The sequence below is a fragment of the Geothrix sp. PMB-07 genome (assembly GCF_030758935.1).
Lineage (GTDB): Bacteria > Acidobacteriota > Holophagae > Holophagales > Holophagaceae > Geothrix.
This window is the reverse complement of the sequence record NZ_CP132333.1, coordinates 3,201,665-3,221,314: the sequence shown is the minus strand read 5'-3', so window position 1 is coordinate 3,221,314 and position 19,650 is coordinate 3,201,665. Positions and strand designations below refer to the sequence as shown.

Genomic DNA, 19,650 nt, shown 5'->3' with positions numbered 1-19,650 from the left:
GGAGTTGAAGAGGACGGAGAATTGGTTTTCCGACAATAGTTCGCCCGCAGGTGAAATGCCAGACAAAACAAAGGCCCCCGAAGGGGCCTTTGGCTGACTCAGGGTAGGCTCAGTCTGTCACTGCAAAGACGACCTTGTCATTCTTAAAACGGCTCACGGTGATGAGTTCCACGGTGGCGCTGAGCTTGTCCTCGCTGATGGTCAGCTTGTAGTGCTCATCCTTGATGTAGGACCCGGGTACCACGTTCACCTTGCCAATCTTCTTGAGGCCAAGATCGGCCGCCTTGATGGTGATGGTTTTGGCGGAGCGCAGGTCGAGGCTCTGGGTGAAGACTTCGTCGCGCCAGTTCTTGCCCGCGCGGTCCTTGGCGAAGACGGGGATCTCGATGACGCCGTCGGCCTTCAGTTTGTCGCGGGTGCCGATGACGTAGTGCAGGGAGTTCAGTTTGGAAACCTGAGCGGCGTTGTCAGCCTGAAGCTTGGCACGCTCTTCGATGAGGTTGGTGCGCTCGGAGCGGAGGCCGGCGATCTCCTCCTCGATCTTCTTCTTCTGGCCTTCGAGATCCACCACTTCTTCCTGCAGCTTTTCGTTGGCGGCCACGGCCTCATCCCGCTCCCCTTCGATCTTTTCGCGCTCCTGCCGCATCAGGTCGTTGGGCGTGATCTTGGCCTTGCCCTGGGACACCCAGGTGCCGTAGGTGCCGTTGGCGTAGAAGTGGTAGACCTCGAAGCCCGGTGCCAGCTTTTCCAGGATGGTCACGCGGCTCACCAGCTTCTTGGCTTCAGCCTCAGGCACGCCTTTCTTCTTGAGGAATTTCATGGCCATGCCGTAGTGGCTGTCGTTCTGCTTGGCCACGTCCGGCTTGGGCAGATCGGCCTTGAGCTTGGCGAGCTTGGTGTTGATTTCCTTGATCTCCTTGTCCTTGTCCAGCACCTCCTGGAGCAGGGCCTGGTAAGAACTGTTCTTCTCGTTCTTGATGCGCTCTTCCAGGGCTTTCTTCTGCTCGTCCGTCAGCTGCAGGGTCTCGGCATTGGGCTTCACATCGTTCACCCCGGCCTGCGCCAGCTTTTTCTGCTGCTCGGCGCCTGCCTGGTTCAGCTGCTGGTTGGCCTTGTCGGCTTCCGCGGCCTTCTGGGTCAGCTCCCGGATCTGGGGATCTTCGCGTTTGCAGGCGGTCGAGACCATCAAGATGGACGCGGCCATCAGGGCCAGCGCCAGCGTCGGACGGCGGAATGGATTCATGGGTTCCTCCACGGGGCACGGTCTGTGCGCCAAAAAACGGGATCTTCCAACCTTAGTCTTTAAGGTTAAGGCAAGGCAAGGTTTCCTGCGTCATCCGAAAGGTGTATCTGGGTTATAGTCATTGTTCCCCCAACCTGATGTTTGAGGGGCTTCATCTAGGAGTCACGCATGGCCACCCAGGGGCGGCACCTGTTCACGTCCGAAAGCGTCACTGAAGGCCATCCAGACAAGATGGCGGATCAGATCTCCGATGCGGTGCTCGACGCTGCCCTGAAGGATGATCCCCGCAGCCGCGTGGCCTGTGAAACCCTGCTGACCACGGGCCTCGTGCTGGTGGCCGGAGAAATTACCACCGAAACCTACATTCCCGTGGCCTCCCTGGTGCGGGACGTGGTCAAGGACATTGGTTACGACCACCACATCAAGGGCTTCGACTACAACACCTGCGCCGTGATGGTGACCATCGATCAGCAGAGCCCCGACATCGCCATGGGCGTGGACACCGGCGGCGCTGGCGACCAGGGCCTGATGTTCGGCTATGCCTGCAGCGACACGCCCGAGTTGATGCCCGCGCCCATCCACTTCAGCCACCTGCTGACCCGCAAGCTGTCAGCGGTGCGCAAGAACGGCCAGCTGCCCTGGCTGCGGCCCGACGGCAAATCGCAGGTCACCGTCGAATTCGATGGCGACACGGTGAAGCGCATCCACACGGTGGTGATCTCCACCCAGCACGACGAGCACGTCACCCAGAACAACATCCGCGACAGCATCCTCCAGGATGTCATCAAGGCCTCACTGCCCGCCGACCTGCTGGACGCCCAGACCATCTACCACGTGAACCCCACCGGGCGCTTCGTGGTGGGCGGGCCCATGGGCGACACGGGCCTCACGGGCCGGAAGATCATCGTGGACACCTATGGCGGCAGCGGCCATCACGGCGGCGGCGCGTTCTCCGGCAAGGATCCCAGCAAGGTGGATCGTAGCGCTGCCTACATGGGCCGTTACATCGCCAAGAACATCGTGGCCGCGGGCCTGGCCAGCCGCTGCGAGATCCAGTTGGCCTACGCCATCGGCGTGGCTGAGCCTGTTTCGATTGCCGTGGACACCTTCGACACCGGGCAGGTGTCCGATGAAGCCATCGTCCGCGCGGTGCGCAGCGTCTTCAGCTGCACGCCCAAGGCCATGATCGAGGCCCTGGACCTGCGCAAGCCCATCTACCGAGCCACCTCCGCCTATGGTCACTTCGGCCGTCCTGAATTCAGCTGGGAAAAGACGGACAAGATCGAGGCTCTGCGCCAGGCCGCGAAGTAGAACGCAAACTCGCTTCATAAGGACGCGGCCTCAGGGGCCGCGTTCTTATGTCCGGTTGCCTATTCCCCCGATGCTTCCACCCGGTTGCGGCCGCCTTGCTTGGCGCGATAAAGGGCCTCATCGGCCTTCTTCAGCAGGTTCTCAGCATCGGGAGAATCGGCCTGCCCCTCCCGGGTGGCTACGCCCATGCTGGCAGTCTTGCGGATGGACACGCCATCCAGGCTGTGGTCCAGCTCCGCGAACTTCTGACGGAGGTTCTCGGCCACCTGCCGGGCCGCGGGCAGGTCCGTGTGCGGCAAGACGAGGGTCAACTCCTCGCCCCCGTAGCGGGCGGCCAGATCCGTGGCCCGCACACTGCCTTTCAGCATGCCGCCGATGTTGCGCAGCACTTCGTCGCCCATGGCGTGGCCATGGGCGTCGTTCACCTGCTTGAAGTGATCGATGTCGATCATCACGACGGACAGGGGCGTCTTCAGGCGGCGGGCCCGGTGGACTTCCTCCTCGAGGCGCGTCATGAGCCGGCGCCGGTTGGCCAGGCCCGTGAGTGGATCGGTCACGGAAAGATCCTCAAGCTGGAGGTTCTTTTCCCGCAGCTCGTCCTGCAGCAATTTCAGCTTGGTGTGGATGCGCACCCGGGCCAGCAGCTCCTTCTCATGGAAGGGCTTGGTGACGTAGTCGGAGGCGCCCCGTTCGAGGATTTCCGCCTTGCGGTCCAGGTCGTCCTCGGCGGTGAGGATGATGACGGGGATTTGTTCCAATTCCTTGCGGCTGGCCTTGAGGCCCAGGAATTTCAATCCATCGAAGCCGGGCATCACCAGATCGCAGAGCACCAGATCCGGCGGATTCTCCATGATGATCTTGAAGGCGGTGAGGCCGTCGGAAGCCTCCAGGAAATGCGTGAAACCGCCGTCCTTCATGAGCACGGCTTTGATCTCGCTGCGAATCATCGCGTTGTCGTCGACGATGAGAATGCGGCCCGCCATCAATGCTCCTTCGCGGCCGCTTGCAGCCGCGCCAGCCAGTCCTTCCAGGACCGGGGATCGAAGGGAAGGGGTGCCGGAAGGTTCCGGCGCATGGTTTGAGAAGCCTGCAGGGCGGGGGCCCAACTCGGCTCAGGAAGGTGCGCCGCGGCCTCCGCGCAGGCCGTCCATCCTTCGGGTGTCTGGCAGACCAGCAGCCACTGGTGGCCCGCTTCCAGGGCCAAGCGCACCCGGTCGTCCCAGGTCCAGTCCGCGCAACCGCCCATTTCCATGTCGTCCGGAAGGAATCGGCCCTGCAAGCGCCAGGGATTGTCCGCCACGGAACCGCGGTGGAGGCTCGCAGGCAGCGGGCCGCTGGCGGGCGTGCGCAGATGGGCGACCATGATCAGCCGATCGGCGTGGGCCAAGGGTATGAATGCCCCGGCGTTGTGGTTCACCTGAGCCTCATCAGTCAAGGCTGGCAGGCCCTGGTGGCTGTCCAGCGTGGTGCCGCCCAGACCCGGGAGGTGCTTGAGGCAGCCGCGCATTCCGGTGGATTCCAGCCCGTGCAGGAAGGCGCCGGCGGCGGCGGCGGCCTCAGCCGACTTGTCGCTGGCAGCCCGATCTCCAATGCCCGTGCCGACATGACCATCCCAGAGGTCCACCACCGGCGCGAAGTCCACGTTGAATCCCAGCAGGCGCAACCCTTCGCCCCAGAGGCGTCCCCACCGGGCGCAGGCGGGCGCGCCGCCGGAGGTCCAAAGCTGGCGGAGCGCAGGTGTGGGGCCGGTCCAGAGGCGGAGGCGGCTCACGGGACCTCCCTCCTGATCCACGGCCACGGCCAGCGGCAGCTCGGCGCCAAAGCGTGCCTGAAGGCCATCGATGAGGGCACGGCAGCGGGCGGGGCCGAGCTCTGGATCAGGATCGAGGTTCCGGCCGAACAGGACCACGCCCCCAGGCTGGAAGGGCAGGTCCACACCGGTTGGGTCGAGGCCTCGGAAACCGGTCCAGAGGAGCTGGTGCGCGTGCGTCATCCCCTCACATTACCCGGAGGAGCAGCTCCAGGTGACGGGCGAGCAACAGGAAAGCCGGGTCGCTTTCCGAGAAGGCGGAGCGCTCGGGGAACCCCAGGTACAGCCAACCCGCATTTCCCAGGGGCAGGAAGTGGTTTTCCGCATAGCCCAGGTCAGGGGCCTTCAGGGGCCCGGGCAGGGGGCGGTCCAGCGAAGGGGGCAGGGGCACCGGGCCGCGGGTCGCGAGGCACACCAGGTTGCCCTGCTCACCGCGCCGGTAGCAGCCGAGGCCAGCGGGCTGCCAGCGGGAGGCAATCCGGTCCAGCAGCGGATTCAGGCCCTCGGGAAGCCCCGGGGCGTCCAGTGCCTGCAGGCTGAGGTCGCAGAGGGCGAGCGCCTCGTGATGGGCCTCCTGAAGGGCCCGGGTGCGGCTGAGGATGCGATCCTCCAGCTCGGTTTGATAGAGGCGGACTTTCTGGAGCAGGGCCGCATGGTCCAACGCCCGGTCCAGCACCATCTCCACTTCGGCCAGGCGGAAGGGCTTCTGGACCAGATCGTAGGCCCCGCGTTTCATGGCCTCGATGCTGGTATCCAGCGTCGCGTAGGCGGTGATGAGGATGCAGAGGGTGTCGGGAAACCGCAGCCGCACCTCGTTGATGAGGTCGAGGCCTGACCGGCCGCCGGGCATGTGGAAGTCGGTCAGTACGACCGGAAACCGGCGCTCCGCCAGACGAACCAGGGCGGCTTCACTGCTGGCCACCGCTTCGGCAGAGTATCCGTGGCTGGTGAGGGCCTCCAGCAGCGCCGAGCGCACCTCCACTTCGTCGTCCACGATGAGGATGGGATCCTGGATCATGGCGTTCGCCCTGTCGCCACCGTCCGCTCGTAGATCTTGGCCTCGAGGAAGATCTTGAGCACTTCCGCATCCAACAGGTTCACTTTGGCTTCCTGCTCCAGGATCTGCAGGCTGCGCTCCACGCTGACGGCGGCCTTGTAGGGGCGATCCGCCGCCGTGAGGGCGTCGTAGACGTCGGAGACGGCCATGAGCTTGCTCTGCACAGGGATGTCGGGCTCCTTGAGCTGGCGGGGATAGCCCTTGCCGTTTAGGCGCTCGTGGTGCGCCCAGGCGATCTCAGGGACGCCCGCCAGTTCCGAGGTCCAGGGGATCTGGCTGAGGAAGCGGTAGGTGTAGGTGACGTGGTTCTGGATCTCGTTGCGCTCTTCTTCCGAGAGGCTGCCCTTGGGGATCTTCAGCAGGTTGAGATCCTGGGTGTCGATGAGGGTGCGGTGGTCGCCGGTCCAGTGCTGGTAGGTGAGGTCTCCCAGCAGGTTCAGTTCTTCGGCCACGGCCTCGGGCAGCACGGTGGGCTCGTTGCTCTTGCGCACCAGTTCCATGAGTCGGCGGGTTTCCTCTTCCTGCTGATTCAGGAGGAGGCCCATGGCCACGTGGTCGAAGGCGCTGCCCTTGCTCCAGGCCTCGAGCATGCGGTCGCGCATGCCCTCGAGGGTGCGCTGGTGCAGGCGCTGGAAGATGCTCTCCAGGCGCTCGCCCTCGATTTTCTTGGCCTTCACGAGCACCTGCTCGCGGACGCCCACCTTGCCGAAGTCATGCAACAGACTGGCGTAGCGGATTTCGCGGATCTGCAAGGGGTTGAAGTAGAGGCCGCCGTAGGGGCCGTTGGGCGTGTCGTTGACCGCCTCGGCCAGGCCCACGGTCAGGTCTGCCACCCGGCTGGAATGGCCGGAGGTGCTGGGGTCGCGGGCTTCAATGGCCGTCACGGAGGCGTTCACGAAGCCCTCGAACAGCCGCTCGATGTCGTTCTTCAGGCCCAGGATCTCCTGGGTGCGGGCTTCCACCATGCGTTCGAGGTTCTGCTGGTATTCCTCGTTCTCCCGCAGCAGGCGGTAGTGCTCCAGCGCCCGCTCCAGGCTGGCTTCGATCTCGGCCAGCTTGAAGGGCTTCTGGATGAAGTCGTAGGCTCCGCGTTTGAGGGCCTGGATGGCCGATTCCGTGGTGGCATAGCCGGTCATGAGGATGCCCATGGCCTGGGGATCCCGGTCGTGGACCGCCCGCAACAACTCCAGCCCGGACAGGCCGCCGGGCATGTTCAGATCCGTGAAGATCACGGGGAAATGCTGTTCCTGCACCCGGGCCAGGGCCTGGGCTCCGCCGTCGGCACCCACCGCCGCGTAACCCTGATCCTGGAGGGCCTCCACCAGCAGGTTACGGAGATCAGCCTCATCATCCACGATGAGGATCGGAATGGGGGACTTGAGGGGCACGCAGACTCCGGGTACGCCGACCTCATCGGACCAGCGTCCGCCCAGGACAAGTTTCGGGACACCTGCAGGCACTTCCTGGTGCGCCGAGGGCAACCCTGATCAGGCACGTCTTTTTATATGAGTCATTTGATTGAAAAGCAGGCCTATTGCACCGCCTCTGCTTCGACGGTGAGCTCCCCGTCCCGCACCACCAGCCGGGCCAGGCCGCCGGGTTGCAGTTGGCCCTGCAGGACCAGCCGGGACAGAGGGTTCACGACCACCTGCTGGATGAGACGCTTGAGGGGGCGAGCCCCGTAGAGGGGATCGAAGCCCTCGGCGGCCAGCCAATCCAGGACCGTCTCGGGAACCTCCAGCTCCAGCCGCTGGGCCTGGAGCAATGACTCGACGCGCCTCAGCTGGATGCGGGCCACGGCCTTCATGTCGTCGCGGCTGAGGGAGCGGAAGATCACCACCTCGTCGAGCCGGTTCAGGAATTCGGGCCGGAAGTGGGCGTGGAGGGCCTCCTGCACCGCGGCCTCGGCCTTGGTGGGATCGCCCCCGGCGTCGAAGATGGCCTGGCTGCCCAGGTTGGTGGTCATGAGCACAACGGTGTTGCGGAAATCCACGGTGCGGCCCTGGCCGTCCGTGAGCCGGCCATCTTCGAGCACCTGAAGGAAGAGGTCGAAGGTGCGCGGGTGGGCCTTTTCCATTTCGTCGAGCAGGATCACAGCATAGGGGCGGCGGCGGATGGCCTCGGTGAGGCGGCCCCCTTCTTCATAGCCGACGTAGCCGGGCGCGGCCCCGATGAGGCGCGTGGCGTCGGCTTCATGGGTGAACTCGCTCATGTCGATGCGCACCAGGGCGTTCTCGTCGTCGAACAGGAACTCCGCCAGGGCCCGGGCCACTTCGGTCTTGCCCACGCCCGTGGGGCCCAGGAAGAGGAAGCTGCCGATGGGCCGCTTGGGATCGCCCAGGCCCGCACGGTTGCGGCGCAGAGCATCGGCGATGGCGGTCAGGGCCGGGTCCTGTCCCACCACCCGCTCCTGGAGGCGGGTTTCCATCTTGAGCAGTTTCTCCACCTCGCCTTCGAGGATGCGGCTGACGGGAATGCCGGTCCAGCGGCTCACAATGGACGCGATGTCGGCCTGTCCCACTTCCAGGCGCAGCATGGCGGTTTCCTTGGGGGAGGCCGCCGTCAGCTGCTTTTCCAGGGCCGGGATATCGCCGTATTCCAGGCGGGAGGCTCGTTCGTATTCGCCCTTCACCTTGGCCTGCTCCAGCTCGATGCGCAGGTCGTCGAGGCGCTTCTGGAGGCTGCGGGTGCCCTCGATGATCTTTTTTTCGTTTTCCCACTGGGCGCGGAGGCGGCCCAGCTCCTCGTTGAGCTCGGCCAGCTCCTTTTCAATGTCTCCAAGCCGTGCGCGGCTGGCGGCATCCTTCTCCTTCGTGAGCGAATGTCTTTCCAGCTGCAGCTGCAGCTCGCGGCGTTCGCGCACGTCGATCTCTGCGGGGCGGCTGTCGAGCTGAATGCGCACGGCGCTGGCGGCCTCGTCCATGAGGTCCACGGCCTTGTCAGGCAGGAAACGATCGGCGATGTAGCGGTGGCTCAGCTGGGCTGCCGCCACCAGGGCTCCGTCCTGGATGCGCACGCCGTGGTGCAGCTCGTAGCGCTCTTTCAGGCCGCGCAGGATGGAGATGGCATCCTCCACACCGGGTTCTTCCACGAAAACGGGCTGGAAGCGGCGCTCCAGGGCCGAATCCTTTTCGATGTGTTTGCGGTACTCGTCGAGGGTGGTGGCGCCGATGCAGCGCAGCTCGCCGCGGGCCAGGGCGGGTTTCAGCAGGTTGGCGGCGTCCATGCCGCCTGACACCGCCCCCGCGCCGACCAGAAGATGCAGCTCGTCGATGAAGGGCACGATCTGGCCATCGGCCTTTTCCACTTCCTGGATGACGCCCTTGAGGCGTTCCTCAAACTGGCCCCGGTACTGGGTTCCGGCCACCAGCGCGCCCATGTCCAGCCCCATGACGCGCAGGCCTTTCAGGCCTTCGGGCACATCCCGTTTGTGGATGCGCTGGGCCAGGCCCTCGACGATGGCGGTCTTGCCCACACCGGGCTCGCCGATGAGCACGGGGTTGTTCTTCGTGCGCCGCGACAGCACCTGCAACACACGGCGAATCTCCTCGTCGCGGCCGATGACGGGATCCAGCTTTCCGGCGGCGGCGAGGGCGGTGTAGTCCTTGGAATACTTCTCCAGCGCGGCGAACTTCTCCTCGGCCTTTTCGTCCTCCACCCGGGAGCCCTTGCGCCCCTCGCGAATGGCAGCGTCCAGGGTTTTGCGATCCAGGCCGAACCGCTCCAGCACGTGTTTGGCATCGGTATGGGCGTTGGTCAGGGCCAGCAGCAGGGCGTCCGTGGCGAGAAACCGATCACTCAGGCCGCGGCCCGTGTCGCTGGCCACCTCCAGGAAGTGGCGGAAGGCGGCGCCCACCTGGGGTTCGGCGCCGCCCACGGCCCGGGGCAGCTTGGCCACCAGAGCTTCCGCCGCATCCGCCAGGGCCTGAATGGATTCCTGGGTTTGGCCCGCCCGCTCCAATAGGGGCCACAACCCCGCATCCTGGGAGAGCAGGGCCCAGAAGAGGTGCTGGGGCACCAGTTCGGGGTGATGGTCCTGGGAGGCGCGCTGCTGAGCGGCCACCAGGGCGTCATTGGCTTTTTGGGTGAAGGGAAGGAGGGACATGGCACACCTCAGCTATAGGGTGTGTCAAATCTGATTGAATTGCACTAAAATTTTCTTCTAAATTTAAATTCGGCTCCTCAGACCCGCAGGTAGAGCTTGCGTTGGTCCAGCCAGCGGAAGAACAGGCTCAGCAGCAGGATCATGACCACGGAGTAGACCCACGAGGCGTGCTTGTCCGGCATCCAGGATTTCAGCAGGTGGTCGTTCAGGAATTCCTTCAGCACCAGTGCGGTGCCGTTGGCCTTGTGCCCCACGGGGAGGCGGCTGAGCACGGCTTCGAGCGCGGTGAAGGTCACGATGGCGGCCACGGCGTTCATGCCGTACCACCGGGGCAGCGCCAGCAGGCGGCTGGTCTTGGACTTGATGTCCACGGCCCAGAACAACCCCGCAAAGAAAAGGAGGCTCCAGCCGCCCATGAGCAGGACGAAGGAGCTGGACCACAGCTTCTTGGACAGCGGGAAGCTCAGGCCCCAGAGGTAGCCCAGCATCGCCAGCACCACGCCCCAGACGAAAAGGCTGTTGGCGCGATCCTCTTTGGTTAGCTCGGTGCGGCGGATCCACTGGCCCGCGGCCACGCCAATGATCGTGGTTGCGATGGAAGGCAGGGTGCTGAGCAGGCCTTCGGGATCGTAGGGTGAATCCGCGCCGATGACGCCGCGCAGCACCTTCAGGTCGAGCCAGGTGGCGAGGTTGGGCGTCACCAAACCCTGGGGTAGGCGCATCAGATCAGGCTTGCCGAAGCCCGGCACGGGCACCAGGGCCATCAGCGCCCAGTAACCCAGCAACAGCGCCGCCGCGCCCCAGAGCAGCCGCTTCACATCCAGGTGGAGGTAGGCGATGGCGACGATGGGATAGACCAGCGCATAGCGCTGGAGGACGCCCATGAGCCGCAGGCTGAAAATGGAGAATTCGCCATGGGGCCCGGAGTACCAGCAGTAGTTCAGGAAGTAGCCCAGCGCGAAGAGCAGCAGGCTGCGGCGGAAGATGCCGCCATAGAGGCTGCCTGCGGATACGCCAGCCGCCTTCTTCGTCTGGAGGGCGAAGGGGATGGCCACGCCCGCGATGAACATGAAGCCAGGGAAGATGAAATCCGGCGCCGTGATGCCGGTCCACTCCGCGTGGTTGAAGAGGTTGAAGCGCGCATCCCAGTCGGCGGGCCAGTCGACCATCATCATGCCGAGGACGCACAGGCCACGGTAGAGATCCAGGGAGAGCAGGCGCTCCTGGGGTGGAACGCGCCCGGCTCGCTCGGTGGCGGAATCAGACATGGCGGCAACCTCGTCTCGTGAGAAATGAGTAGGCCGACGCCGCCGCCCTGAGGATCGAGGGCAAGGGGGGTGGAGCCGGGGGGACGGCCCAGTGTATCGCTACCTCGTCATCTCGAATGGCGAGTGACGTTGACTTTTCAATGGACCTTGCGGCTACTTGATGTCCACGCTGTAGAGCGTGAAACCACCCGAGACGGCGCTGAGGCGCAGCACCGTCAAGCCGGCCGGGAGGTTCACCTGCAGCGGCGTGCTGTCCACCAGATGCTGGGTTCCACCACTGGGGGCCGGGAAGGACACGGTGCCCTGCTGGACGCCATTGACCCATACCGCCAACTGGGCGGCGGCGCTGACATTGCCTTTGACGGTGAGGGTGCCGGTGAGGGCCTTCGACGAATGGCCCGGCAAGGCCACCCAATCACCCAGGTTGAAGCCGGCCTCGCAGGGGAGGTTGTCGATGGTGTAGGGGTAGCCGTATCCGGCGCGGATGCGCACCTTGGCGATATCGGCATTCGTGGCCACGATGCTGCCGGGCAGGGCGGCGCCCAGTGTCACAGGGGCCCGGGGTGTGGCCATGATGGCTTGCAGGGCCTTGAGCTTGGGGCTGTCGGTCTTGGTGATGTCGGGTGTGAATTCCCAGGTGGGGGGGCCCGTGAGGCAGTAGTAGGTGGCGAGGTCGCCGCCCACGGAAGACCAGGCATCATGGGTGGCCTGCACAAGGGTCTGCATGCGAGGATCGGCGTTGAGGCGCTGGTTGTCCGCTTCGCTGAAGGCATCCATGCTGGGACCGCCCTCGTAGGCCACATGCTTGACGCCATAGTTGTAGGCCCACATGGAATCGATGGCCCAGCCAGCCACGTTCTCCTTCGCAGGATAGTTGCCCGCGGCGAAGAATGTGTTGGGGTCGGCGCTGGTGCCTGCATTCACGCCGTAGTAGGCAGAGCCTCCGACACCATAGAGGAGATCGGAGATGGCGCGGGGCTTGGACAAGGTCTTGGCGTAGGGCTCCAGCCAGCGCAGGGCGGTGCTGAGGGTGGCCTGCGCATCACCCTGCTGGGTTTCCAGCAGGGGTCGCACGCGGGTCATCATGGCCGCATCGCCGAAGACGCCCCGGAAGGTTTCGCTGATGGCGGCCATGCGCCAGGCGGGGTAGCGCCACATGGTGGTCCAGATGCTGTCGGTGGCGGGGTTCACCAGCAGCGGGTGCCCGGCGGGAAGGTGTGAGCAGATGGCCTGCTGGATGTGAAAGGCGTAGAAACCGCCCGCGCTGTTCCAGTTCTCATTGGCGTATTCCAGGTAGACCCGCAGGCTGGGATGCAGCGGCGGAAACACGGGATTCGCCTGGGGTGACGTGTAGGGATTGGTGCCATCCGTGCCGAAGCGCAGGGCCTGGGCGGTCCTCAGCACGAAGTCGTCGTCGGCCACGGGCGGGATGTTGATCCAGCAGTCGATCATCAGGGCATTGCTGAGCTGGATCCGGTGTTCCAGCGCCACGCCCAGCGTGCCCTTGTACACCGTGCCATCGGGGGCCGTGTAGGGCGGCGCGGGCAGCCCGCCTTGGGTGGCGCTGTTGGGCGTCACGCGGTCGGCCCAGTGCTGGACGATATCGGAACTGCCACCGCCCCAATCCATCATGCGTACCGCCCGGGCGTTCGCGGCACGGAACGCGTTGAGGAAGGGATCGGTGAAGACCTTGCTGCCGTCAGCGGGGTAGCCGGGCCGGTAGAATCGGGCGTTGGTGAAGCCCGTTCCCACGGCGCTGCTGGCCGTGCGCTGGGTGTTGGTGAAGACCAGGCCACAGGAATCGGCACCCTGCTTGGTGAGGGTCACATCCGCCGTGGTGGTGTTGGTGGCCGCGTTATAGGTCTGGTTCGCGATGACCGCCCCGCACCACATGCCCGCCACCTTGGCCTGGCCGGTGAAGACCAGCTTGTAGGTACCGTCGACCACCGAGGCCGGATTGGTGAACAGCACGGTGGAGGCATCCGACGTGGGCCAGCCCTGCGCATCCACAGGCGCAGGCGCGCTCCAGGCGGCGTTCAGCCAGGGGCGCGACTGCTTGAAGACATCGGCGAAAGCGGAGGCGCCATCCCAGTCGGTGTTGAACCACACGCCGAGCCCGACCTGGTTCTTGGTGGGATCCTCCGGCACCGGCAGAGGGTTCGCGTCCGCGCTGGGGGTCGCCGCCACTTCAGACGAGGGCGCGCTTTCCCCCGCACTGGTCACCACGCTCACGCGGTAGTAGCGGGCCGTCCCATTCGTGAGGCCCGTGTCCAGGTACTGCGTCGCGGTGCCTTTGCCCAGCAAAGCAGGTGTACCACCGCTCTGGGTGGCCACCCACACATTGTAGCTGGTGGCCCCGGCGCTGGCTGCCCAGAACAGGGACACCTGTTTGTCGGCGGCAACGGCCTGCAATCCCGTGGGCGCGGGGATCGCAGCCGGGGGAGGTGTGGTGCCTGGGGTGCTGCCGTTGTTGGCGGTGCCGCCGCCCTTGGAGCCGCCACCACAGGCCGACAGCGCGAACACCAGCAGGGCACTGAGCGCAAAGCTGACCAAAGTCTGGGAACGCGGGCGGGCGGTCATGAAACCTCCTGGCGGGATGGCGATGCGCTGGAACGCGATGCATGGGCCTGTAGAGGGCCAGCGTCATTGGCTTGCGGAGGAATCATACAAATGGAATGGGATGCTCCGCGTGACAATTCGGCACCTTCATCCCCGGAGGAATGACATTCCAGAATTTCGCTGCCTTTCGATCTAGAACGGGCTCCTGCGTTGGGTTTAGAAGGCCCGCTCAGTGAGCACTCATGCGACTCTGCGGGTGACATGAAATGACCCGGGAGGCGAGCAGCCTCCCGGGTCATTTCATGGTCGCGTTGGATCAACCCTTGGTTGCGGGCTTCTTCTTGACCGGTTTCTTGGCGGCGGGCGCGGTCTCTGCTTCCGCCTTGGCTGCGTCCTGGTAGGTCTTCAGGTCGGCTTCGAACTGCTTGAGTCGAGCTTCGGGCGCCTTGCCGCGGGCCTCGCTGACGAAGGCTTCCTGGATGGCGGCCGCCTCCTTGCTGCGGCCTGCCAGGTGCAGCGCCTTGGCGAGGTAGGGCCGCAGGGCCGGGCTGGCCTCGGGTTCCTTCAGGGTGGCTTCCAGGATGGTCACGGCCTTGGCGTACCAGTCCTTGCTGAGGCCGGGCTCGCTGGCGATGAGGTAGCCGAAGATGCCCATGTCCGGTTCGGCCTTGGCCTTTTCGGCCTCGATCATGGCGGCGGCCTGAGCCTCATCCACATGGAGCGATGCGGTGAAGCGGGGGCGATCGAAGAGCTCCGCCTGATCGGGGTATTTGGCTGCGGCTTCCTTGGCGAGGCTCAGCAGCTTGGGATAGTCCTTGGCCACCTGTGCGGCCTGCAGGGGCTTGCCAAACTCCGCGATGGCCTGGGAACGGCGCGCCTCTGCCGCGGCGGCCTTCTCGGCGTCGGCCTTGGCCGCGGCGAGATCATGCTTCTCCGCCACGACATTGGCCAACACCTTGTCCAGGCCGTCCATGGGGTGGCCGATCCAGGCGATCTGCCCATCGCCGTTCACGATGAATGCCGCAGGAATGCCCTTCTGCGAGGCGGCCTGCATCCAGGCCTGGGCCATGAAGGCATCGCCGGTATCGCGGGCCACGTGATAGGCCATCTTGTCGCCCATCTCCTTCACGAAGGCATCCACGTTGGCTTCGACTTTCTCCGGGGCCTCTCCTCGCTCCCAGACGCTCATGCCGATGAACGTGGCCTTGCCCTCGAACTGCTTGGCCATCTCCGTCAGGTGGGGAATGCTCTGCCTGCAGGGCCCGCACCAGGTGGCCCAGAATTCCACCACGTAGATTCGGCCCTTCTCGAAACCGGCCACGGGCGTGCCCTTCACCCAGCGCGAGGCCTTCAGAGCCGGAGCGGGATCGCCCACGGTGAGCTTGCCCGGAAGGGGGGACGGCGCGGGGGCTTGCGGGGCGGCCATCACGACGGGCGCGGCAAGCAAGGCGAGGGCGGCGGGGAGGCGGCGGGTCATGGAGGCTCCGAAAGATCTGGGATTCAAAGGGGGATGACGCCAAAGAAGCAGGGTATCAAGCGTGGGCGTTCATCTACAGGGCGGTTCTCGGCTGCACGGCCACCTGGGCCAGCAGCAGCCCTGTCAGCAGCGCGATGGCCACGAAGACGGCCTGGAAGGCGGTGTCGAGACCCACCACCAGCTGCTTCTGGATGATGAATTCCAGGCCCTTGAAGCCGAGGCCTCCGGGCACCAGCACCATGAGGCCTGGCAGCAGCGTCACCACCGAGGGCCGATGTTGGATGCGCGTGTAGAGGTTGCTGCCCAGGCCCAGGGCGAAGGCGCCCAGGCCCACGCCGAACTGGGGCCCCAGCCAGGCGGCGCCGTGGCGGGTGCCGTAGAAGCCGAGGAGGCAGGCGGCGAAGATCCAGGGCAGGTCCGAGGGCCGCGCCTTGAAGATCACCACGAAGGCCACCGCCGCCAGCAGCAGGGTGGGCAGGATGGTCCAGGCGGGCAGCACCACGGGCGCGCCCAGGAGGGCTCTGTCCAGCAGGGAGGAGGCCAGGCGCTGGCCCAGCGCCACGCCAAAACCGAGAGAGAGGAAGGTCATGGCCGTGTCCACCAGCCGGGCCGTGCCCGCCACCAGGTTGCCCGTGGCGAGCTCGTTCATGGACACGACCAGACGCAGTCCCGGCAGCAGCACGATGAGGCCCGCGAGGGTCAGCACCTGGGGTGACACGTGGGGGAAGCGGTACGCGGCCGCCAGGGCGAGAAAGCCTACCAGCGTGCCCGCCACCGGATAGACCAGCCGGGCCAGGCCCGCCTTGCGGCCCAGCAGCACCGCCGTCAGGCCCACCATGGCGCCCATGAGGCAGGTGAGCAGCATCTCGCGCCAGCCGCCGCCGAAGAAGGTGGCGGAGGGTGCCGAGCCCAGGCCGAAACAGAGCACCGTGACCAGGGGCCCCCAGCGATCCGGGGCCGCGACGATGTCGCGCACGCGCTGCCGCGCGTCGGCTGTGGACAGGCGGCCTTCGATGAGGGCGTCCGAAGTCTCTTGCAGGTCCGCCAGCTTCTCGAGGTTCGTTTCTCCCGGCGGGCTGCGCTGGATGAAGGTCCAGTGGTGATCGCCCTTGCCCAGGGAGGCGAAGAAGGCCGTGGGCAGCGCGAAGTACTGACCCTCCAGGCCCAGCTTCGCCGAGATGCGCGTGAGGGCATCCTCGAAGCGGTGGGCCGGAATGCCGTAGGACTGGTAGGCTCGGCCCAGTTCCAGGCAGAGCGCGATTTCAGGAGGCGTTCCCGGGGCGGGATCCGTCGGCGGCGGTGCAGAGGCATGGGACAGGTCGGACGCGGACATGCCTCAGGGTAGCTGCCTCGGCGGGGGGACGGTCCGGCGGATCTTGGTCACAAGGCCCGATGGGACCCCGGTGCGCCAGGGCCGCGCTCCCTATGCTGAAGAAGCCATGGTCGTCCACACCACCGCCTGTCCCCGGAACTGCTACAGCACCTGCGCCATGCGGGTGACGGTGGAACACGGCCAGATCACGGCCATTGATCCCCACGAGGGCAACCTGGCCACGGCCGAGGGGCCGTGCCTCAAAGGCCTGAGCTACCTGGAGCGGGTCAACAGTCCCGAGCGGATCCTGCATCCCATGCGACGCACCGCTTCAGGAACCTTCGAGCGGGTGAGCTGGGACGAGGCCCTCGACCTCATCGCCCGGAACCTGCTGGAAGCCCGGCGCGTGCATGGACCGCAGTCCCTGTTCTACTACGCCGCCAGCGGAACGAAGGGCTTGCTGAACAGCTGCGGCCTGGCCTTCTGGCGGCAGTTCGGCGGCTGCACCACCACCTACGGCGATCTCTGCTGGCCCGCCGGGCTGGAGGCCACGCGCCTCACCTTCGGGGACAACCGGCAGAGCGCGCCGGAAGACATCGCCCAGGCCCGGCTCATCGTGATGTGGGGCAAGAACGCCGCGGAAACCAACCTGCACCAGATGCGCTTCATTTACCAGGCTCTGGAGCAGGGCGCCAAGCTGGTGGTGATCGATCCCCGCCGCACGCCAACCTCCGATCGGGCCCATCTGCTGGTGCAGCCTCGGCCCGGCACCGACGGGGCCCTGGCCCTGGGGCTGGCGCACCTGCTCATCGAGGCGGGGCAGGTGGACACCGCGTTCATCCGGGACCACGTGCTGGGTTACGAGGCCTTCGCCGAGCTGGTGAAAGCCTGGACGCCCGTGCGAACCGCCCAGGTGTGCGGCGTGCCCGAGGCGCAGCTGCTGGCCCTGGCCGATCTCATGGGCGAGGTGTCCCCCATGAGCCTCTGCGCGGGTTTCGGCATGCAGCGCTACACCAACAGCGGGCAGACCATGCGGGCCATCCAGGCCCTGCTGCCCCTCACAGGGAACCTCGGCAAGCCCGGCGCAGGCTGGGTCTACGCCAACCTCGCCACGCAGATCTTCGGTCACCTGAAGGATCCGCTGGATTTCTATCCGCCCGAGCAGCCCGACGGCGTGGTGCGCGTGTCCGTCAGCACCGCGCGCCTGGGAACTGACATGGCCGCCCAGCAGGAACCACCCCTCAAAGTGGGCTGGGTGGAGCGCGGCAACCCCGCCACCCAGAACCCGGATACGGCTTCGGTGCTGGCCGCTTTGCGCAGCCTGGAGTTCCTCGTGGTGGTGGACGAGCGGTTCACAGACACCGCCCGGGAAGCCCACCTGATCCTGCCCAGTAAGAGCCTCTTCGAGCAGACCGATGTCATCGGCGCCTACTGGCACGCCTACCTGCAGATCCGGCAGAAGGTGGTGGAACCGCCGGGCGAAGTGCGGCCCGAAACGGACATCTACCGGGCCCTTGGGCAGCGGCTGGGCATGACGCTGGATCAGCTGGCGGCCTGCCTGCCCGAACCCGGCGACGCGGGTGTGGAAGCCTGGCTTGAGGCCCGGCTCGCCCCCCATGGCCTGAGCCTCGACCAGCTGCGCGAGGGACCCCTGCTGGCGCCCGGCGCTGAAGCCGTGGCCTTCTCCGACCTGCGCTTCACCACGCCTTCAGGCAAGGTGGAGCTGCTCAGCGCTGAGGCGGCATCACGTTGGGGCGTGGCTGCGCTGCCCGAGTATGGCCCACCCACGGAAGCCCCACTCCTGGGAGGGCGCTACCCGCTGCAACTCCTCACGCCCAACACCAAGAGCGGCATCCACAGCCAATTCCTGCCCCTGAAGGTGATCCGCCAACTGATGCCCGGGCCCAGCCTGGAGATGGGCCCCGAGGATGCCCACCTCCGCGGGTTGAAAGATGGGGATCGCGTGCGGGTCTTCAATGACCGCGGCCGCCTGGAGCTGCCCCTGCGCATCAGCCTCAGCCTGAGGCCCGGCACCGTGGTCGCCTTCAACGGATTCGGGCGTGAGGATGGCGGCTCCGTGAACCAGCTCTCCCTGGGGCGCGAAACGGACATGGGGTTTGGCGCGGGCTTCCACGACAACCTGGTCGACGTGGAGCGCGCCTGATGGCCACCCAGTTCACCTTCGACCCCAACCGCTGCACGGGCTGCCAGGCCTGCGTGCTGGCCTGCTGGATGGAGAATCGGGACGTCCAATCGCGGCCCTGGCGTGCGGTCCACACCTTCAATGCCTGCGGGCATCCAGACCTGCCGATCTTCCACCTGTCCTTCGCGTGCCATCACTGCGAAGCGCCTGCCTGTCTGGAACACTGCCCGGCCGAGGCCTACACCAAGGATCCGCAGAACGGCGTCGTGACCATTCACGCGGATCGCTGCATGGGCTGCCGCTACTGCACCTGGGCCTGCCCCCACGATGCTCCGAAGTTCAACCAGACACAGGGCACCATCGAGAAGTGCACCCTGTGCCCCGAGCGCACGGCGCAGGGGTTGGAGCCCGCCTGCGTGGCCCGCTGCCCCATGGAGGCCCTTGGCATCTCTCCATTGGAGGCTGATCGTCCCCTGACGGACATGCCCGGATTGCCGCCCTCGGCCACGGCCCCCGGCATCCGCATCGCGCCGCTGCGCCACGCCGAGCCACCCGAACTGGGTCACCGGCCTCCGGATGACGCCATGCGGGCCTTCCTGCAGGGCTGGCTCGTGGTACCCCACACGAAGATCACGCTGCGGGGCGAGTGGACCCTGCTGCTGTTCACCACGGTCATCAGCGTGCTCGTGGCCTGGATGGGGGCGTCCTGCCTTGGCGGACCCGCTGTTCATGGCTGGACTTTCCTGCTGTTGGGCGGAGCGGTGCTGGGACTGAGCACCGCCCACCTGGGGCGGCCCGAGCGCGCCTGGCGCGCGCTGCTGCACCTGCGCACCAGCTGGCTCTCGCGGGAAGTGGCCGCTGTGTCGCTCTTCCTGGGGCTCGGCGCCGCTGCAGCGTTCCGACAACCCGCGCTGGCGCCCGTGGCGGCGGGGGTGGGGTTCCTGGCGCTCTTCACCGTCGACCGGCTCTATGGCGTGGCCCTCCGGGTGGGGCCCTGGAACCTTCACAGCGCCCACACGCTGTTCAACGGCCTCTTCCTGCTGGGCCTGCTGGCGCGGATTCCTGTGCTGGCGGCGATCATGGGCACGTTCAAAGCTGCGCTGTACCTGCATCGCAAGCAGCACTTCGCCCGCATCGGCACGCCCCTCCGCCCCGGGCTATCGGCCCTCCGCCTGGGGCTGGGGTTCCTGGGGCCCCTCTGGCTCGCGGCCTCGCATCCCCTGCTCGCTGCGATGCTGGCCGTGCTGGGGGATCTGCTGGATCGCGGCGAGTACTACGACGAGCTCGCCATCCCTACGCCTCAGTCGGACCTGGTACAAAGGATGTGGAAGGAAATCGGCCTCTTCCGGATTTCCTAGGGGGTCA

Annotated in this window: 13 protein-coding genes; 3 read left to right on the top strand and 10 right to left on the bottom strand. The window is 66.1% G+C overall.

The annotated features are described in order from the left end of the window. Positions 1 to 109: 109 nt before the first annotated feature. Positions 110 to 1,243, bottom strand: coding sequence for a hypothetical protein (locus Q9293_RS14170; protein ID WP_306247617.1), 1,134 nt, complete (start codon positions 1,241 to 1,243; stop codon positions 110 to 112). Between the two features lie 168 nt (positions 1,244 to 1,411). Between Q9293_RS14170 and metK the strand changes: the two genes are divergently transcribed. Continuing rightward, positions 1,412 to 2,554: a methionine adenosyltransferase gene (gene metK / locus Q9293_RS14165; RefSeq protein ID WP_306247615.1), complete on the top strand. Its 1,143-nt coding sequence runs from the start codon at positions 1,412 to 1,414 to the stop codon at positions 2,552 to 2,554. Positions 2,555 to 2,613: 59 nt separating this feature from the next. Here the strand turns inward: metK and Q9293_RS14160 are convergent, their stop codons facing one another. From Q9293_RS14160 to Q9293_RS14120, 9 genes are all read right to left on the bottom strand, one after another. Then, positions 2,614 to 3,537: a diguanylate cyclase gene (locus Q9293_RS14160; protein ID WP_306247613.1), complete on the bottom strand. Its 924-nt coding sequence runs from the start codon at positions 3,535 to 3,537 to the stop codon at positions 2,614 to 2,616. Next, entirely contained in the window at positions 3,537 to 4,547 is a 1,011-nt protein-coding gene (locus tag Q9293_RS14155; RefSeq protein WP_306247611.1) for a glycoside hydrolase family 3 N-terminal domain-containing protein, read from the bottom strand. The genes Q9293_RS14160 and Q9293_RS14155 overlap by 1 nt, the downstream gene beginning before the upstream one ends. Before the next feature lie 4 nt (positions 4,548 to 4,551). Further along, on the bottom strand, positions 4,552 to 5,382 hold the full coding sequence (locus tag Q9293_RS14150; protein WP_306247610.1) for a response regulator: 831 nt from the start codon (positions 5,380 to 5,382) through the stop codon (positions 4,552 to 4,554). After that, positions 5,379 to 6,809 (bottom strand): HD domain-containing phosphohydrolase, encoded by a 1,431-nt coding sequence (locus tag Q9293_RS14145; RefSeq protein ID WP_306247608.1) that lies wholly within the window; start codon positions 6,807 to 6,809, stop codon positions 5,379 to 5,381. Before Q9293_RS14145 ends, Q9293_RS14150 begins: the two co-directional genes overlap by 4 nt. A 143-nt stretch (positions 6,810 to 6,952) precedes the next feature. After that, positions 6,953 to 9,526 carry an ATP-dependent Clp protease ATP-binding subunit gene (locus Q9293_RS14140; RefSeq protein ID WP_306247607.1) on the bottom strand — a complete coding sequence of 858 codons (2,574 nt, stop codon included), beginning with the start codon at positions 9,524 to 9,526 and terminating at the stop codon, positions 6,953 to 6,955. 77 nt (positions 9,527 to 9,603) lie between these two features. Beyond that, positions 9,604 to 10,794, bottom strand: coding sequence for an acyltransferase family protein (locus Q9293_RS14135; RefSeq protein WP_306247606.1), 1,191 nt, complete (start codon positions 10,792 to 10,794; stop codon positions 9,604 to 9,606). Between the two features lie 153 nt (positions 10,795 to 10,947). Beyond that, positions 10,948 to 13,374 (bottom strand): hypothetical protein, encoded by a 2,427-nt coding sequence (locus Q9293_RS14130; RefSeq protein ID WP_306247604.1) that lies wholly within the window; start codon positions 13,372 to 13,374, stop codon positions 10,948 to 10,950. Positions 13,375 to 13,669: 295 nt separating this feature from the next. Beyond that, positions 13,670 to 14,830, bottom strand: a complete 1,161-nt coding sequence (locus Q9293_RS14125) for a TlpA disulfide reductase family protein (protein WP_306247601.1) — start codon at positions 14,828 to 14,830, stop codon at positions 13,670 to 13,672. Positions 14,831 to 14,903: 73 nt separating this feature from the next. Further along, the gene (locus Q9293_RS14120; RefSeq protein ID WP_306247599.1) at positions 14,904 to 16,163 is read right to left on the bottom strand and encodes a threonine/serine exporter ThrE family protein; all 1,260 of its coding nucleotides are present in this window, start codon (positions 16,161 to 16,163) and stop codon (positions 14,904 to 14,906) included. Between the two features lie 106 nt (positions 16,164 to 16,269). Between Q9293_RS14120 and Q9293_RS14115 the strand changes: the two genes are divergently transcribed. Continuing rightward, positions 16,270 to 18,306, top strand: coding sequence for a molybdopterin-dependent oxidoreductase (locus Q9293_RS14115; RefSeq protein WP_306247597.1), 2,037 nt, complete (start codon positions 16,270 to 16,272; stop codon positions 18,304 to 18,306). Further along, positions 18,306 to 19,643 carry a DmsC/YnfH family molybdoenzyme membrane anchor subunit gene (locus tag Q9293_RS14110; protein ID WP_306247595.1) on the top strand — a complete coding sequence of 446 codons (1,338 nt, stop codon included), beginning with the start codon at positions 18,306 to 18,308 and terminating at the stop codon, positions 19,641 to 19,643. The genes Q9293_RS14115 and Q9293_RS14110 overlap by 1 nt, the downstream gene beginning before the upstream one ends. Positions 19,644 to 19,650: the final 7 nt, after the last annotated feature.

Excerpts from the sequence above, each read along its gene's own strand:
- metK (WP_306247615.1), top strand. The coding sequence starts at position 1,412 with ATGGCCACCCAGGGGCGGCACCTGTTCACGTCCGAAAGCGTCACTGAA.
- Q9293_RS14135 (WP_306247606.1), bottom strand. The coding sequence starts at position 10,794 with ATGTCTGATTCCGCCACCGAGCGAGCCGGGCGCGTTCCACCCCAGGAG.
- Q9293_RS14150 (WP_306247610.1), bottom strand. The coding sequence starts at position 5,382 with ATGATCCAGGATCCCATCCTCATCGTGGACGACGAAGTGGAGGTGCGC.
- Q9293_RS14115 (WP_306247597.1), top strand. The coding sequence starts at position 16,270 with ATGGTCGTCCACACCACCGCCTGTCCCCGGAACTGCTACAGCACCTGC.
- Q9293_RS14125 (WP_306247601.1), bottom strand. The coding sequence starts at position 14,830 with ATGACCCGCCGCCTCCCCGCCGCCCTCGCCTTGCTTGCCGCGCCCGTC.
- Q9293_RS14160 (WP_306247613.1), bottom strand. The coding sequence starts at position 3,537 with ATGGCGGGCCGCATTCTCATCGTCGACGACAACGCGATGATTCGCAGC.
- Q9293_RS14155 (WP_306247611.1), bottom strand. The coding sequence starts at position 4,547 with ATGACGCACGCGCACCAGCTCCTCTGGACCGGTTTCCGAGGCCTCGAC.
- Q9293_RS14110 (WP_306247595.1), top strand. The coding sequence starts at position 18,306 with ATGGCCACCCAGTTCACCTTCGACCCCAACCGCTGCACGGGCTGCCAG.
- Q9293_RS14120 (WP_306247599.1), bottom strand. The coding sequence starts at position 16,163 with ATGTCCGCGTCCGACCTGTCCCATGCCTCTGCACCGCCGCCGACGGAT.
- Q9293_RS14130 (WP_306247604.1), bottom strand. The coding sequence starts at position 13,374 with ATGACCGCCCGCCCGCGTTCCCAGACTTTGGTCAGCTTTGCGCTCAGT.
- Q9293_RS14140 (WP_306247607.1), bottom strand. The coding sequence starts at position 9,526 with ATGTCCCTCCTTCCCTTCACCCAAAAAGCCAATGACGCCCTGGTGGCC.
- Q9293_RS14170 (WP_306247617.1), bottom strand. The coding sequence starts at position 1,243 with ATGAATCCATTCCGCCGTCCGACGCTGGCGCTGGCCCTGATGGCCGCG.